Annotated in this window: 18 protein-coding genes and 2 tRNA genes; 10 read left to right on the top strand and 10 right to left on the bottom strand. The window is 72.3% G+C overall.

Annotated elements, in window-relative coordinates:
- Positions 1-122: 122 nt before the first annotated feature.
- Entirely contained in the window at positions 123-1436 is a 1314-nt protein-coding gene (locus AWH51_RS16525; RefSeq protein ID WP_063072864.1) for a LuxR C-terminal-related transcriptional regulator, read from the bottom strand.
- Positions 1437-1557: 121 nt separating this feature from the next.
- Between AWH51_RS16525 and hxlB the strand changes: the two genes are divergently transcribed.
- Both hxlB and hxlA read left to right on the top strand, forming a co-directional pair.
- Positions 1558-2169 carry a 6-phospho-3-hexuloisomerase gene (hxlB, locus tag AWH51_RS15050; protein ID WP_063072863.1) on the top strand — a complete coding sequence of 204 codons (612 nt, stop codon included), beginning with the start codon at positions 1558-1560 and terminating at the stop codon, positions 2167-2169.
- 59 nt (positions 2170-2228) lie between these two features.
- The gene (gene hxlA / locus AWH51_RS15045) at positions 2229-2852 is read left to right on the top strand and encodes a 3-hexulose-6-phosphate synthase (RefSeq protein WP_063072862.1); all 624 of its coding nucleotides are present in this window, start codon (positions 2229-2231) and stop codon (positions 2850-2852) included.
- Positions 2853-2931: 79 nt separating this feature from the next.
- On the opposite strand, the gene AWH51_RS15040 is transcribed toward hxlA, so the two are convergent.
- Positions 2932-3948: an NAD-dependent epimerase/dehydratase family protein gene (locus AWH51_RS15040; protein ID WP_063072861.1), complete on the bottom strand. Its 1017-nt coding sequence runs from the start codon at positions 3946-3948 to the stop codon at positions 2932-2934.
- Positions 3945-4142 (bottom strand): hypothetical protein, encoded by a 198-nt coding sequence (locus AWH51_RS15035; RefSeq protein WP_063072860.1) that lies wholly within the window; start codon positions 4140-4142, stop codon positions 3945-3947. The genes AWH51_RS15040 and AWH51_RS15035 overlap by 4 nt, the downstream gene beginning before the upstream one ends.
- A gap of 132 nt (positions 4143-4274) precedes the next feature.
- Here AWH51_RS15035 and AWH51_RS15770 point away from each other — a divergent pair, with 132 nt between their 5' ends.
- Positions 4275-5381 carry a CPBP family intramembrane glutamic endopeptidase gene (locus AWH51_RS15770; protein ID WP_081235158.1) on the top strand — a complete coding sequence of 369 codons (1107 nt, stop codon included), beginning with the start codon at positions 4275-4277 and terminating at the stop codon, positions 5379-5381.
- Here AWH51_RS15770 and AWH51_RS15030 read toward each other — a convergent pair.
- The 4 genes from AWH51_RS15030 to AWH51_RS15015 all read right to left on the bottom strand — a co-directional run bounded on the left by AWH51_RS15030 (position 5263) and on the right by AWH51_RS15015 (position 7642).
- Positions 5263-5952, bottom strand: a complete 690-nt coding sequence (locus AWH51_RS15030) for a GNAT family N-acetyltransferase (RefSeq protein WP_063072859.1) — start codon at positions 5950-5952, stop codon at positions 5263-5265. The genes AWH51_RS15770 and AWH51_RS15030 overlap by 119 nt on opposite strands.
- An 88-nt stretch (positions 5953-6040) precedes the next feature.
- On the bottom strand, positions 6041-6727 hold the full coding sequence (locus tag AWH51_RS15025) for a uracil-DNA glycosylase (RefSeq protein WP_063072858.1): 687 nt from the start codon (positions 6725-6727) through the stop codon (positions 6041-6043).
- Between the two features lie 10 nt (positions 6728-6737).
- Positions 6738-7460: a Type 1 glutamine amidotransferase-like domain-containing protein gene (locus AWH51_RS15020; protein WP_063072857.1), complete on the bottom strand. Its 723-nt coding sequence runs from the start codon at positions 7458-7460 to the stop codon at positions 6738-6740.
- A gap of 106 nt (positions 7461-7566) precedes the next feature.
- Positions 7567-7642 (bottom strand) — tRNA-Glu (locus AWH51_RS15015).
- 104 nt (positions 7643-7746) lie between these two features.
- Here AWH51_RS15015 and AWH51_RS15010 point away from each other — a divergent pair.
- The 7 genes from AWH51_RS15010 (at position 7747) to AWH51_RS14980 (ending at position 14305) form a co-directional block, all read left to right on the top strand.
- Positions 7747-8385 carry an MBL fold metallo-hydrolase gene (locus AWH51_RS15010; protein ID WP_063072856.1) on the top strand — a complete coding sequence of 213 codons (639 nt, stop codon included), beginning with the start codon at positions 7747-7749 and terminating at the stop codon, positions 8383-8385.
- Between the two features lie 119 nt (positions 8386-8504).
- Positions 8505-8924 (top strand): DUF3592 domain-containing protein, encoded by a 420-nt coding sequence (locus AWH51_RS15005; RefSeq protein ID WP_063072855.1) that lies wholly within the window; start codon positions 8505-8507, stop codon positions 8922-8924.
- A gap of 251 nt (positions 8925-9175) precedes the next feature.
- A complete protein-coding gene (locus AWH51_RS15000) occupies positions 9176-10267 on the top strand; it encodes a TerC family protein (protein WP_063072854.1) in 1092 nt (363 codons plus the stop codon).
- 116 nt (positions 10268-10383) lie between these two features.
- On the top strand, positions 10384-11394 hold the full coding sequence (locus tag AWH51_RS14995; protein WP_063072853.1) for an aldo/keto reductase family protein: 1011 nt from the start codon (positions 10384-10386) through the stop codon (positions 11392-11394).
- A gap of 232 nt (positions 11395-11626) precedes the next feature.
- Positions 11627-11923: a hypothetical protein gene (locus tag AWH51_RS14990; protein ID WP_063072852.1), complete on the top strand. Its 297-nt coding sequence runs from the start codon at positions 11627-11629 to the stop codon at positions 11921-11923.
- Between the two features lie 101 nt (positions 11924-12024).
- Positions 12025-13035 carry an aldo/keto reductase family protein gene (locus AWH51_RS14985; protein ID WP_063072851.1) on the top strand — a complete coding sequence of 337 codons (1011 nt, stop codon included), beginning with the start codon at positions 12025-12027 and terminating at the stop codon, positions 13033-13035.
- Between the two features lie 202 nt (positions 13036-13237).
- Positions 13238-14305, top strand: coding sequence for a DUF4236 domain-containing protein (locus AWH51_RS14980; protein WP_175345538.1), 1068 nt, complete (start codon positions 13238-13240; stop codon positions 14303-14305).
- A 97-nt stretch (positions 14306-14402) separates the two neighbouring features.
- Here the strand turns inward: AWH51_RS14980 and AWH51_RS14975 are convergent, their stop codons facing one another.
- From AWH51_RS14975 to AWH51_RS14965, 3 genes are all read right to left on the bottom strand, one after another.
- Complete coding sequence (locus tag AWH51_RS14975; RefSeq protein ID WP_063072849.1) at positions 14403-14642, bottom strand: hypothetical protein; 240 nt, start codon at positions 14640-14642, stop codon at positions 14403-14405.
- Positions 14639-14902 (bottom strand): CopG family transcriptional regulator, encoded by a 264-nt coding sequence (locus AWH51_RS14970; protein WP_063072848.1) that lies wholly within the window; start codon positions 14900-14902, stop codon positions 14639-14641. The genes AWH51_RS14975 and AWH51_RS14970 overlap by 4 nt, the downstream gene beginning before the upstream one ends.
- A 181-nt stretch (positions 14903-15083) precedes the next feature.
- Positions 15084-15155, bottom strand: a tRNA-Gln gene (locus tag AWH51_RS14965).
- Between the last annotated feature and the right edge of the window lie 80 nt (positions 15156-15235).

Below are 15235 nucleotides of genomic sequence, written 5' to 3'. Positions count from 1 at the left end.
GGTGGTGGGGATGCCCAATACCTTACGTAGCCGAGGTTTCCATGGGGTTAACTCCCGCACCCGCTCCGAGGGCGCCCGGCGCCTCTCGCCCGGCGTCTCTCGCCCGGCGCCCGCCGCCCGCGTCAGCCCCGCACGAGCCCCGCGAGCTCCGCGCGGGTGGAGGCGCCCATCTTCCGCAGCAGGTTCGCGACGTGGAACTTCACTGTGTTCTCGCTGATCCCCAGGGAGGCGGCGATGGCGCGGTTGCGGGATCCGCCGGCGACGAGCGCGAGCACCTCCCGCTCGCGTGCGCTGAGGCCCGCCTCCCCCGCAGCGTCGAGGCCCGCGGCGGGCGCGTCGAGCGGCAGGCGCACGGCGATCTCGGACCCCCAGCCGGGCGTCGCCGTCACCTCCAGCGTGCCGTCGAGCGCGGCGACCCGGTCGGTGAGGCGGCGGAGCGCGTCGAGGTCGGCGGTGGTGGATCCTGCGCCGTCGTCGCGGATCCCGACGAGGAGGTTGCTGCCGTCGCAGTCCCACTGGATGCGCACGCGCGTCACGTCCGGCTCCTCCACCAGCGCGAGCACGGCGCCGCGGACGATGGCCCGGCCCGCGTGCGCGACCTCGCCCGGCAGCGCGCGGCCGTCGACGGGCGGCTCGACGAACTGCACGTCGAGGTCGCGGAAGCGCACGAGCGGGCGGAGGTCGTCGCGCAGCCGGGCGAAGGCGCGCGCGACGGGCTCCTCGCCGAGCGAGCGGTCGCGATCGCTCGCTGCTCGCAGCTCGACCATGGCGTTGGTCGCGAGGTCGGCGGCGGTCTGGCGCGCGGCCGCGTCGCCCGTGCGGGAGGAGCGCAGCACCGCGAGCAGCGACTCGAGGGTCGTGGCGTGCGCGTCGCCGAGCTCGGCGACCACGCGGGCGCGCTCCGAGGAGACCGCGCGGGCCTCCGCGAGGTAGGCGGGCGGGGCCGCGGCGACCTGCTGACGGATCCCGTGGGCCACGCTCCGCCAGAGCGCGCGCACCAGCTCGCGGGCGGCGGGCACGTCGTCGTGCGCGGCGACGGGATCCACGAGGACGAGGAGCGCGCCCGTGTCGGCGCGCCAGGCGGCGACAGTGCGCGGGCGTCCGCCGACCGGGTGCTCGACGGCCCAGGCGGAGCCGTCGTCGTCGGATCCTGCCGCGAGGCTCGCGAGGATCCCGTCGAGCTCGGCGATGGTCACGTTCTCGACCACCTCCGCCTCGCCGGCCTTCTTGCGCGGGCGGCCCGTGCAGTCCTCCGTGAAGATCACGAGCGCGCGATGCGCGACCACCGGCTGCAGCAGCGTCGACAGGGCGCCGGCCACCTCCTGCAACGGGGCGGCGAGCGCGTCGTGCAGGCCGTCGAGGAGGCCGACCGCGCCGGCGGCGGCGAGCGCGGACGGACGGGCGGCGGGCGAGGCAGGGTGGGTCCGGGACGGCATCCTGCCACCGTACGCCCACCCGGAAGTGCGGCCGTGGCGAGCGGCACCTGCCCGGACGGGTAGGCGGATCCACCCGTCGGGTGGGCAGCGCGCACGCCGCGGCGCGGCCACCATGGACACGATGACGAACACGACGCCCGACCCCCGCCCGACCGGCGACGCCCCCGTCGACGTGGCCGCGGCCCTCACGCTCATCTCCGACGAGAACACCCGCGTCGCCCGCGCGCTGACGGACCCGGACCTCGCGGAGCGCCTCGACGAGGCCGCCCGCGTGATCCGCGACGGCCGCCGCGTCTTCGCGCTCGGCGCCGGCCGCTCGGGCCTCGCGCTCCGCATGACCGCCATGCGGTTCATGCACCTCGGTCTCCACGCGCACGTCGTCGGCGAGGGCACGTCGCCCGCGATCGAGGAGGGCGACGTCCTCCTCGTCGCGAGCGGCTCCGGCACCACGGCCGGCATCGTCAGCGCCGCCGAGATCGCGCACGAGGTCGGCGCCCGCATCGTCGCGCTCACGACGGCGGACGATTCGCCGCTCGCCGGCCTCGCGGACGTGACCGTGCTGATCCCCGCGGCCGCCAAGCAGGACCACGGCGGCACGGTCTCCGAGCAGTACGCGGGCGGGCTCTTCGAGCTCTCCGTCGCGCTCGTCGGCGACGCCGTGTTCCACGCGCTGTGGCAGGCGTCCGGCCTCTCGGCCGACGACCTGTGGCCGCGCCACGCGAACCTCGAGTGACCGACGGTCACCCGATCCCCCACCACCCCGACACGCATCACGACAGGAAGAGGAACCGCATGAAGCTCCAGGTAGCCATGGACGTGCTCACGACGAAGGACGCGCTCGAGCTGGCCGGCAAGGCCGCGCCGCACGTCGACATCATCGAGCTGGGCACCCCCCTCATCAAGGCCGAGGGCCTCTCCGCGATCACCGCGATCAAGGAGGCGCACCCCGACAAGATCGTCTTCGCCGACCTCAAGACGATGGACGCCGGCGAGCTCGAGGCCGACATCGCGTTCTCCGCGGGGGCCGACCTCGTGACCGTCCTCGGCGTCGCCGGTGACAGCACCATCGCGGGCGCCGTGAAGGCCGCGAAGAAGCACGGCAAGGGCATCGTCGTCGACCTCATCGGCGTCGCCGACAAGGCGACGCGCGCGAAGGAGGTCACCGAGCTCGGGGCCGAGTTCGTGGAGATGCACGCGGGCCTCGACGAGCAGGCGGAGGACGGCTACACGTTCGGCGACCTCCTCGAGGCGGGCAAGGCGTCCGGCGTGGCGTTCTCCGTCGCGGGCGGCGTGAAGCCCGGCACCATCGGCGACGTCCAGGACGCGGGCGCCGTGGTCGCCGTCGCCGGCGGCGCGATCTACTCGGCCGACGACCCGGCCGCGGCCGCCGCCGAGCTGCGGGCCGCGATCCGCTGATCCACCCGCGCGAACCACGAGCGCCGCGCACCCGTCCCCGGACGGTGCGCGGCGCTCGTGCGTGCGGGCGCGGGTCCCGTCAGCGCAGGTCGGAGAGGACCGCGAGCTCCTCGTCGCGCGTGAGCCCGGACCGCCGCGCCCGGTCGACCCCGCGGTCCCGCTCGTCCGCCAGCACGTCGCGCATCGTCTCGGCGAGCGGGCGACGCGCGACGCCCAGCGCCCGGATGCCCGCGTCGCTCCGGGCCAGCATCCCGCCCGCCTCGCGCGGCAGCCACAGCGGCAGCGACCGCGGGCCGGCCCAGTGCCGCACGCCCGCATCCGCCAGCCGCGCGTCCGAGACGACGACCCGCTCGCCCGTGGATCCCGCGGCGTCCGCCGCGAGGTCCAGCGCCTCCGCGAGCGGCACGCTCTCCCCCACCGCGTCCACCACGCCGTCGAGCCCGCGGACGCCGACCTCCACGACGAGGTCGGCGAGATCGCGCGCGTCGATCACCTGCACCCGGCGGTCGGACGCGTCGGGCACGAGCACCGGCCCGTCGCCCGCGAGCGCGAACCGCGCCGGCCAGTACCCGAACCGGTCGCTGTCGTCGCCCGGACCCGCCATGAGGCCGGGGCGCACGATCATGCGGCGTCCGGCGAGCGCTGCGGTCACCGCGCGCTCGGCCGCGACCTTGGCCTGGCCGTACTCGTCGAGGTCCACCGGATCCACGACCGCCGCCGACTCGTCGTCGCCCGCGCGCTCGAAGGACGCGTACACCGACACGGTGCTCACGAGGGTCCAGTGCCGGGCCCGGTCGGCGAGCGCCGCCACCGCGGCGCGCGCGTGCGCGGCCGAGGAGGTGAGGTCGACGACCTCGTCCCAGTCCGCAGACGCCACCGCGTCGTAGGCGTCGTCGCCGTCGCGGTCGGCGACGACGTGCCGCGCTCCCGCGGGAGCGGATCCCGAGGCGCCGCGCGCGAGGCACGTCACCCGGTCGCCGCGCGCCACCAGGCGCTCGGCGACGAGCCGGCCGATCCACGCGGTGCCGCCGAGCACGAGCACGTCGCGCGGCTCCCGCGCTCCGGCCGCCGCTCGCCCGGCCTCCGCGGCGCTCACGCGTCGCGCGTCGGCGTGGGCTTCCCCGGCCGCACCGACGCGGTCTCCGCCACGTCGATCCGCGTCACGCCGTCCTCCGGCTCCGACACGTCGACGCGCGGCGCCGCATCCGACTCCACCGCCTTCGGGGCCGTGGTGAGCTGCTCGTGCCGCTTCTCGTCGAAGTCCTCGGGTCGGTCCTGATCCTGCTGCATCGGTGCGCCTCTCGTCCGGTCCACCGTACGCGGCACGGGCCGCCGCCGGTCGCGCGCGACCCCGCCCCTCCGCCGCGCGCCCTCCACCCTCGGGTGGATGTCCGCGCAGCCGTGCCCCGGTACCTTTGCCGCATGAGCGCACCGGAGCCGATGCCCCCCGCCCCGCCGTCGACGACCGGGGCCGCGGCCGTCGGCTTCCCGGTCCCCGCGCCGCCGGCCCTGCCGCCGCTCCCCGAGCGCCCGCCCGTGCCGTACCACCACGGCCTCCGCGACACCGGCGGTCCGTGGCGCGGCGTCGTCGCGCTCGTCCTCGGCGCCGTCGCCTTCTTCGTCCTGTCGCTCGTCTTCGGCCTCGTCGCCTTCGGCATCGAGTTCGCCACGGGCCGCCTCGACGCGTCGGACGCGTCGTCGCTCGAGACCATGACGCCCGTCATCATGCTGGCCACCAACCTCTCGCTCGCGGCCCTCATCCCCGTCTCGATGCTCCTCCAGCGCTGGCTCTTCGGCGTGCGCATGGGCACGCTGTCGTCCGTCGTCGGCCGCTTCCGCTGGCGTTGGCTCGGCCGCGTCGCGCTGGTGATCGCGCCGGTCTTCCTCGTCTACATCGCGGTCACGTTCGCGCTCGACCCCACCGGCGAGATCCGCGTCGACGGCGAGGTGGTCGCGTTCCTCGTCATCGTGCTGCTCACGACCCCGCTGCAGTCGGCGGGCGAGGAGTACGGCTTCCGCGGCCTCGTGCAGCGCTCGGTCGGATCCTGGTTCCGCGACACGCGGGTCGCGCTCGTCGTCGGTGCCATCGTCGCCAGCTCCCTCTTCGCGCTCGCCCACCTCGCCGAGGACCCGTGGCTCATCGCCTACTACTTCGTGTTCGGCATCTCGGCCACGATCTCCGCACGGCTGACCGGCGGCCTCGAGGCGCCCGTGCTCATCCACGCGCTCAACAACACGCTGCTGTTCATCCCCACGGCGCTCCTCGGCCAGATGTCCGAGTCGCTGGACCGCAGCGACGGCACCGGCGGCCCGTTCATGATCCTGCCGATGGCCGTGGTGCTCGGATCCGCCCTCCTCACCGGGTGGTGGGCCCGCCGACACCGCGTCGAGACCGTCGCGCCGCGCCCGCTCACCGCGAAGGAGCAGCTCCAGGAGCGGCAGCGGGCGTGGTGGGACGAGGAGCGTCGTCGCCAGGAGACGATCGCCGCATGGCCCGCGCCCACCGGCCCGGCCGCTCCGTCGGCTTGAGGCTCGCCTGCATGGTGACGGTGCCGAGCCAGCGCCCGAACTTCCAGCCGACGCGGCCCATCCGCCCGCTCTCGGTGAAGCCGAGCGACGCGTGCAGCCGGATGGACGCCTCGGCGCCCTGGTCGGCGATGACCGCGATGACCTCCCGGATCCGCGCCTCCCGGCACGCGTCGAGGAGCGCCTCCAGCAGCGCGCGGCCGAGGCCCTTGCCGGTGGACGCGGCGCCCAGGTAGATCGAGTCCTCCACCGTCGTGCGCGACGAGCGGCGGTTCCCGACGGGCTCCACGAGCGCGTAGCCGAGCACCTGGCCCGACGGCGAGACGGCGACGAGGAACGGCATCCCCATCCGCTCGAGCTGGCCGAACCGGCCGCGCCACCGGGCGAGCGTCATGCGGGTCTCGTCGAAGGTGACAGTGCTGTTCATGACGTAGTGGTTGTAGATCTCCCGGATGTCCGGGAGATCGGAGACGGCGGCTGCGCGGATCTCGAAGGAGAACACGGGCACGGGCGGCGCGGGCTTCCGGAGGTGGGCGGGCAGGCGGCGCCTCGTCTGGTATTCCTCCTCGAGCATGGGGCGATCCTACGGCCAGGGCCGCGCGCCGGTCCGGGCGGTGTGCGCGGCCGCCCGCAGCGCGGATCAGGTGCGGACGGCCGCGGGCTCAGAGCCGCCAGTCGACCGGATCCGCGCCCTGCTCGCGGAGCAGCGCGTCGGCCCGGCTGAACGGCCTCGACCCGAAGAAGCCGCGCGATGCCGACAGCGGGCTCGGGTGCACGGACGTGATGGACGGCACGGGCGCGAGCATCGGCGCGAGCGACCCGGCGTCCTTGCCCCAGAGGACCGCGACGAGCGGGCCGCCGCGGTCGGCGAGCGCACGGATGGCGCACTCCGTCACGGCCTCCCAGCCCGTGCCGCGATGCGAGGCGGGCGCGCCCGGCCGCACCGTGAGCACGCGGTTGAGCAGCAGCACGCCGCTGCGGGTCCACGCGGTGAGGTCGCCGTGCTCGGGGGTCGGGATGCCGAGGTCGTCGCGCAGCTCCCGGTGGATGTTGACGAGGCTCCGCGGCACGGGCCGCACGTCGGGCTCGACCGAGAACGAGAGGCCGACGGGATGGCCGGGCGTGGGGTACGGATCCTGCCCCACGATGAGCACGCGCACGTCGGCGAGCGGCTGCTGGAACGCACGCAGCACGCGGTCCCCGGCGGGGAGGTAGGGACGGCCGGCGGCGACCTCGCCGCGCAGCCACTCGCCCATCCGCGCGATGTCGTCGGCGACGGGAACGAGCGCCTCGGCCCAGCCGGCGTCCATGAGGCCGCGCTCGACGAGCTCCGGCAGGGTCAGCGCCACGGGCGGCCGATCAGGAGGCGCCGGCGGAGCTGACGGTGACGCCGGTCTCCGAGCCGATGACCGACCAGACGCTGCCGCGCCCCTCGACGACCAGCTGGCCCTCGCCCACGATGAGCACGGTGCCCTCGTCGATGGCGACGCCGCCCTCGACGAGCCCGGCCTCGGTGGCGGCGATGAGCCGGGTGAGGGTGCCCCACTGCGCGGCGTGCACGTCGACCGCGACGTCGATGAGGCCGATGCCCTGCTCGACCGTGACCTCGTCGAGGTCCTCGCTCGCGGACTCCTGCACGACCTCGACGTCGCCGATGCGCCAGCCGCCGACGATGGCGGTCTCGGCGGCGACCGCGGCGCCGGCGGAGAAGCCGAGGTACGGGACGCCCGCGGTGACCTGGCGGCGGATCTCGCCGAAGACCGGCTCGAGCGCCTGGCGGTACGCGGGCGTGAGGCCCCCGCCGACGACGATGCCGTCCACGTCCTGCAGCTGCGCGACCTCGATGGATCCGCCCTCGGGCGCGAGCACCGCGACCGGCTCGCACGAACCGCCGGCACGCAGCGCCTGGGCGTACTGGTCGAACCACTCGGCGCCGAGGCCGTCGTGGACGAGGACCACGGCGATGCGGGCCGGCTCCAACCGGGCGGCCGCGGTCGCCCTCGTCGTCGCCTCGGACAGGAACCGCGCGAGGAGGGGGGTGTCGTCATCCGACAGGCCGCCTCCGACCAGGTGCACACTCACCCCTCGACGGTACAGGCCGCGGGTGTCGCCCCGAGCCGGATCCGCCGCCGGGGAGAAGAAGAAAGCCCGGGCCCTCCGTGAGGAGGGACCGGGCTGGATGATGCGGTGGTGACCCCAACCGGATTCGAACCGGTGTTACCGCCGTGAGAGGGCGGTGTCCTAGGCCGCTAAACGATGGGGCCGTTTTTGCAACTCGTCGAGTATGCCACAGCGCGCACAGCCCGACCAAATCGAGCCCCGACCGGGCCGGTTTGCCCCCGCCGCCTCGACGGTGTTGGCTCCTCTCATGCGATTGACGAAGCTCGAGCACGCCGCCCTGGTCCTGGAACAGAGCGGACGGAAGCTCTTCATCGACCCGGGCTCCTTCACCACCCCCATCACGGAGGCGATGAACGCCGACGCGATCGTCATCACGCACGAGCACCCCGACCACTGGACGCCCGAGCAGCTGAAGCGGATCCTCGACAAGAACGAGGGCGTGCCCGTCTACGCGCCGTCCGGCGTGGCGGCCGCAGCGACCGACTTCGACGTGACCGTCGTCGAGGCGGGCGACGTCGTCGAGGTCGGCCCGTTCACGCTGCGCTTCTTCGGCGGCGACCACGCCGTCATCCACGAGTCGATCCCCGTCGTGCAGAACCTCGGCGTGCTCGTGAACGACGCCCTCTACTACGCGGGCGACTCGTTCACGATCCCCGAGGGCGTGGAGGTCGACCTCCTGGCCGCTCCGGCCGGCGCGCCCTGGATGAAGATCAGCGAGTCCATCGACTACGTCCTCGCGGTGAAGCCGCGTCGCGCGTTCCCCACCCACGAGATGGTGCTGTCGGCGGCGGGCAAGGCCATGTCGAACGGGCGCCTGCAGTGGGCGACCGAGCAGGGCGGCGGCGAGTTCCACGCGCTCGAGCCCGGCGACAGCATCGACCTCTAGGCGGCGGGCCGAGCGACGCCGCTCCGCGCCTCCCCCGCCCGGACCACGGGGGGCGCCCCGATAGCATCGAGCTCCGGGCCCGGTCGGGTCCACCACGAGCGGACGCGGGGGCACCACGCATGGACGGTCTCGCCGCGGCGTCCCTCATCATCGAGTTCCTCACCTGGATCGCGCTCGTCCCGGGCATCGCGCTCTACGTGGCGGGCGTCTCCGTCCGCGTGCTCGGCCGCCGCTGGACGGCGACGGAGGGGCTCGTTGCCGACGCGCCGGCGGGCCACGACGGCGCCGGATCCGCCCGCGTCCTCCGGTGGTTCGACGACGACGGCGACGTGCACGAGGCGCCCGCCGACACCGACGAGACCCGCGACCTGGCCGCCGGATCCGACGTGCGCGTCTGGTTCTCGCCTCGCGCCCCCTGGCGGGTCCGCACCCACGCGCCCGAGCTCGACGGCCGTGCGCTCCGCATCACCGGCCTCGTGCTGATCGGCATCGGCGCCGTCGCGGCGGTCGCCGGCATCGCGCTGCTCTTCCTCGAGTAGCGGGACTCCTACGCCGGGCCCGAGCACGCTCGCCCGGCTGGGGATCCGCCCGCGTGGTCGGATGCGCTCCATGCGGCCGTATACACTCGTGTCCCGAAGGGGAGTACTCCCATCCGGCGGTCGTGTCGTCAATACGGTCGGACCACTCCGACCCGTGCGGCCGGTTCCGTGAGCAGCAGCTCGCGGGGTGGAGGAGACCTTCAGTACCCCACCGGACCCACAAGCGGTCCGAGTACTGGAGAACCCCCGAAATGGATGTCCCCTTCTGGCTCTGGGCCGCGACCATCGCGGCCGTCCTCGGCCTGCTCGTCTTCGACTTCTTCGCGCACGTGCGGAAGGCGCACGAGCCGACGCTGAAGGAGTCCGCGACCTGGTCGGTCGTCTACATCGTCATCGCGCTCGTCTTCGGCGTGGGCGTCGGCGTCTTCTCGAACTGGACCTTCGGCGGCGAGTACTTCGCCGGCTACGTGACGGAGAAGGCGCTGAGCGTCGACAACCTCTTCGTCTTCCTCATCATCATGTCGAGCTTCGCCGTGCCGCGGGCCTTCCAGCAGAAGGTGCTGCTCGTCGGCATCGCCATCGCGCTCGTGATGCGCGGCATCTTCATCGCGATGGGCTCCGCGATCATCGACAACTTCTCCTGGGTCTTCTACCTCTTCGGGGCCCTGCTCCTCGTGATGGCCTACAAGCAGATGAAGGAGACGCACGACGAGGACGAGTCCGACTCGAAGCTCATCCGCGTGCTCCGCCGCTTCATCCCCACCTCGGACCACTACGACGGCGACAAGCTCACGACCCGCGTCGACGGCAAGAGGCTCTTCACCCCGATGTTCCTGGTGATGCTCGCCATCGGCCTCACCGACGTGCTGTTCGCGCTCGACTCCATCCCCGCGATCTTCGGGCTGACGCAGGAGGCGTACATCGTCTTCACCGCCAACGCCTTCGCGCTGCTCGGCCTCCGCCAGCTGTACTTCCTGATCTCCGGCCTTCTCGAGCGCCTCGTCTACCTCTCGCAGGGCCTCGCGGTCATCCTCGGCTTCATCGCCGTGAAGCTCGTGCTGCACGCCATGCACGTGAACGAGGTGCCCTTCATCAACGGCGGCGAGCCGATGCTGTGGGCCCCCGAGATCCCGATCTGGTTCTCGCTGTCGTTCATCCTCCTCACCATCACGGTGGCGACCGTCGCCAGCCTCGCGAAGACGAAGCGCGACGCGTCCGCCGTCGAGGGCACCGACCAGGCGGCCGCCGTCGCGGGCGAGAAGGCCCCGGCCGACGCGGACGACGACGCGGCGCGCGACTCCGGCCGCAGCGTGGAAGCGGACGCGGACGCCCCGCGCCGCTAGCGCTCCCCGCACGACCACGACGCCCGCTCCCGGACTCGGGGGCGGGCGTCGTCGTGCGTGCCGCCGTCGCACACTTTCGTGCGGAACCGCGGAGGTGCCCGGCGTACGGTCGGACCATGGAATTCAGATACCTCGGCAACTCCGGCCTCAAGATCTCCGAGATCACCTACGGCAACTGGCTCACCCACGGATCGCAGGTCGAGAACGACACCGCGACCGCGTGCGTGAAGGCCGCGCTCGAGGCGGGGATCACCACCTTCGACACCGCGGACGTCTACGCCAACACCAAGGCGGAGACCGTGCTCGGCGAGGCGCTCAAGGACGAGCGACGTGCCTCCATCGAGATCTTCACCAAGGTCTTCGGCCCCACCGGGCCCAAGGGCCACAACGACGTGGGGCTCTCGCGCAAGCACATCATGGACTCGGTCGAGGGCTCGCTCCAGCGGCTCCAGACCGACTACATCGACCTGTACCAGGCGCACCGCTTCGACTACGAGACGCCGCTCGAGGAGACGATGCAGGCGTTCGCCGACGTCGTCCGCCAGGGCAAGGCGCTCTACATCGGCGTGAGCGAGTGGACGAGCGAGCAGCTGCGCGCCGGCCACGCGCTCGCGACGGAGCTGGGCTTCCAGCTGATCTCGAACCAGCCGCAGTACTCGGCGCTCTGGCGCGTCATCGAGGAGGAGGTCGTGCCCACCTCGAAGGAGCTGGGGATCTCGCAGATCGTGTGGTCCCCCATCGCGCAGGGCGTGCTCACCGGCAAGTACAAGCCCGGCCAGGAGCTGCCGTCCGGATCCCGCGCGACCGACGACAAGGGCGGCGCGAACATGATCAAGCGGTTCATGAACGACGACACGCTCTCCCGCGTGCAGGCGCTGCAGCCCGTCGCCGACGAGCTCGACCTCTCTCTCGCGCAGCTCGCGGTCGCGTGGGTGCTGCAGAACGAGAACGTGGCGTCCGCGATCATCGGCGCCTCGCGTCCGGAGCAGGTGCACGAGAACGTGAAGGCCTCCGGCGTGGAGATCCCCGCCGAGCTGCTGACGCGCATCGACGACGCGCTCGGCGACATCGTCGAGAAGGACCCGCGCAAGACGGAGGACAGCTCGCCGAAGACCCGCGAGGCCTGATCCGGCGCCCCGCCCGCACGAACGCACGACCGCGCGGCCCCGCCCGAGATGATCGGGCGGGGCCGCGCGCCTGGTGCCGCGCGGCCACATCCGACCGCGGTCGCCCGGCTCCCGTCGCCTCACGACGGACCTGCGCGGCGGCCTCCTGCGCGATGTCGTCCGGGCGGTAGCATCTGACGCCGATGATCACCCGGAAGGCGCGTCCCGTGCCGACGGAGCACAGGAGGACGCCATGACGCCGAGGTCGCTGCCGCGCGCCGAGAGGGCCTCCGTCGCCCTCGGCTCACTCGTCGTCGCCATGGGCATCGTCGCCATCGCCGGCATGCTGCTCGCGGCCCTCGCCTTCGGCAGCGGCCTCGACATCCGCATCCCGTTCGTCCTCGCGCTCGACGGCGGCGTCGAGCCGTCCGGATCGCCGAGCGTCTCCATCACCGGATCATGGATGGGGGCAGCCGTCGTGGTGGTTCTCCTCGCGCTGCCCCTGTCGGTCGCGGCATTCCGACGCCGGACGGCATCGACCCCACGCTGACGTCCGCGCGGCCGCCAGGCCGGCGCATGTCCACCCCGCGGTCACCGCCCCGACAGACCGCGTCCGACGGGGCTCCAGCGGCTGCGGCGTAGGGTCGGGACATGGAATTCCGCTACCTAGGCAACTCAGGCTTCAAGATCTCCGAGATCACGTACGGCAACTGGCTGACCCACGGGTCGCAGGTCGAGAACGACACCGCCACGCAGTGCGTGCAGGCGGCCCTCGAGGCCGGCATCACCACGTTCGACACGGCCGACGGCTACGCGAACACCGTCGCCGAGAAGGTCCTCGGCGACGCGCTCAAGGGCGAGAACCGCGACGGGCTCGAGATCTTCACGAAGGTCTACTTCCCGACCGGCGCCAAGGGCCACAACGACACCGGCCTCTCCCGCAAGCACATCATGGCGTCGATCGACGGCTCGCTCAAGCGCCTCCAGACCGACCACGTGGACCTCTACCAGGCCCACCGCTACGACTACGAGACCCCGCTCGAGGAGACGATGCAGGCGTTCGCCGACGTCGTCCGCCAGGGCAAGGCGCTCTACATCGGCGTCAGCGAGTGGACCCCGGCGCAGCTCCGCGAGGCGCACGGCCTCTCCCGCGAGCTCGGCTTCCAGCTGATCTCGAACCAACCGCAGTACTCGGCCCTCTGGCGCGTCATCGAGGAGGAGGTCGTCCCCACGTCGAAGGACCTCGGCATCTCCCAGATCGTCTGGTCCCCCATCGCGCAGGGCGTCCTCACCGGCAAGTACAAGCCGGGCCAGGACCTGCCGCAGGGCTCGCGCGCCACGGACGACAAGGGCGGCGCCGACATGATCAAGCGCTACATGAACGACGACACGCTCACCCGCGTGCAGGAGCTGCAGCCCGTCGCGGACGAGCTGAACCTGTCCCTCGCGCAGCTCGCGGTCGCGTGGGTGCTGCAGAACGAGAACGTCGCCTCGGCGATCATCGGCGCCTCGCGTCCCGAGCAGGTGCACGAGAACGTCAAGGCCTCGGGCGTGAAGATCCCGGCCGAGCTCCTGACCCGCATCGACGACGCCCTCGGCGACGTCGTGGAGAAGGACCCGTCCAAGACGAGCGACAGCTCGCCGAAGGGGCGCCTCGCCTGATCCGATCCCGCTGAAGGCGACGACGGCCCCGCTCGAGCAGATGCTCGGGCGGGGCCGTCGGCGCGGATCGGCGGTGCGCGCCGGGGAAGGCCCGCGAGACCGACGGCTCCGGCCAGCGCGGAGCATCCGCGGGCGGGATCGGACCATCCGGAAGACGCCGACTGATCCTTCCGGCAGGATCGACATGGGCGAAGGAGGCCACATGGGGATCTATGTCCGGAAGAGCGTGAAGGCGGGGCCGTTCCGCTTCACCGCCGGCAGAGCAGGCGTGAACGTGAGCGCGGGGATTCCCGGGTTCCGCGCCGGCTCCGGACCTCGGGGCAACTACGTGAGCGTGAATGCCGCCGGCCTCTCCTACAGGGCGACAGGACCATCCCGTCCTCGCGGAGCCGGGCGACCCGCAGCGGCGCCGTATCAGCCGAGCGCAGTGCTGATGGAGGACGTGACTGGCGCTGACGCAATGGAGCTCTCACCCACCGACGGTGATGATCTCGTCGAGCAGCTCAACCAGGCGGCGGCTCGACGCCGCTGGGCGTGGCTGGCCGTGCTCGTGTGCGTCGTGGTCGGGGCTGTCTCCCTCCCGTATGGAGTCGTCGTGTGGGTGCTCGCGGTACCCCTCTGCTTGTGGCTCTTCGCACGGGACGCTGCGCGACGAACGGTGGCTGTCATCTACGACGTCGACGACTCCGCAGCGGCCTGGTTCGAGGCCCTCGTCACCGCATGGACCCCTTCCGGTCCCGCGGAGAGGGTCTGGAGGGTCACCACGTCCGGGAAGGTGCGGACGACCCATCAGCACAAGACGAATGCCGGAGCTGGGGAACTCGTCCGACGCACGACCGCTCGGAGTGATGCCGCAGGCACGAAGCACCTCGCGACGAATGTCGCCGTCCCGTCGGTGACCGTCGGCGACTCGGCGCTCTACTTCCTCCCCGACAGGGTCCTCGTCCGTGACGGCAAGCACTTCGCGGCCGTCCCCTACCGCGAACTGATTGTGACCGCGGTATCGGAGCGTTTCATCGAAGACCCGGGTCCTCTCGCATCCGACGCGGAGAAGGTGGGCGAGACGTGGCGATACGTGAACGTCAAGGGCGGGCCGGATAGGCGTTACAAGAACAACACCGTGCTGCCGATCATGCGGTACGGATCCTTGCGGATCACCTCGCCCCGGGGATTGAGCTGGATCCTGCAGACGTCGAGCCATGTCGCCGCACGTCAGCTCGCTCGTGTGCTGGAATCGTCCCCCCTGAGTAGTGAGGACGGCGCTCGCTGACTCGATCGATGCTGGCCTGAGGCATCGACCCGGAGACGCTCACCCTGGCTAGGCCGCCCCCGCTCGAGCAGATGCTCGGGCGGGGCCGTCGTCATGTTCAGGGCAGGAGACGCAGCATGTGCGGACGCGCTCGCATCGCATGGATGACGAGCTCGTTCCCGCTGTCGAACACCAGCACCACGGTCTCCAGCAGCCGACCCGAGCCTTCGAAGCCGAGACGGAGCTGCCGCGCGGGGCTGTCGTCGTCCAGATCCTCGATCCAGATCGCCCACGATGCAGCCTCAATGGCGTCCTCGGGTTCGATCCCGTGCTTCCGCGCGGAAGGGTGGGCCCTCACGCCGCGGAATCGTGGAGGGCCTGCCGGATCACCTCGGATCGGGATGTGCCCTCGCGCGTCGCTCGCGCGTCCACCGCGGCGAGCTCGTCATCCGTCAGCCGCACGGCGACGACCTGGGACGGTCGCGCTCCGCGACCGGGTCGGCCGCGGCCGCGCTTCGTGAGCGCGTCCACGTCGTACCCGGCCTCGGCCTCATCAGCCCACGCCTGGATCTGCTCCTCCGTCACGGGCACGCCGTCGATGGTCTCGTCGCCAGTCATGCGAATAACGTAATACGCCCACCGGCTCGGTGTCGAGAGACGCACGTGGACAGGACGTGCGGGGCGACCTCACCCGGCGCTGGAGCCCGGGAGGCGAAGCCGGCGACGACCGCTCGGAGATGGTCTGGGAAAAGGAAAAGGCCCGGATGGACCGGGCCTGTCATTTCCTGCGTATTCAGTGCTGGGGTACCTGGACTCGAACCAAGAACAAAAGAATCAGAATCTTCCGTGTTGCCAATTACACCATACCCCAAGGCCCCGATGCGCGATCGGGCCTCGTCGAGTGTAGCCCATCGGCCGGATCGACGCCAAACCGGCGCGTGCCCGGCGGGC

Origin of the sequence: Clavibacter tessellarius, from assembly GCF_001618005.1 — a bacterium.
GTDB lineage: Bacteria > Actinomycetota > Actinomycetes > Actinomycetales > Microbacteriaceae > Clavibacter > Clavibacter tessellarius_A.
This window is presented reverse-complemented; position numbering and strand designations above follow the sequence as displayed.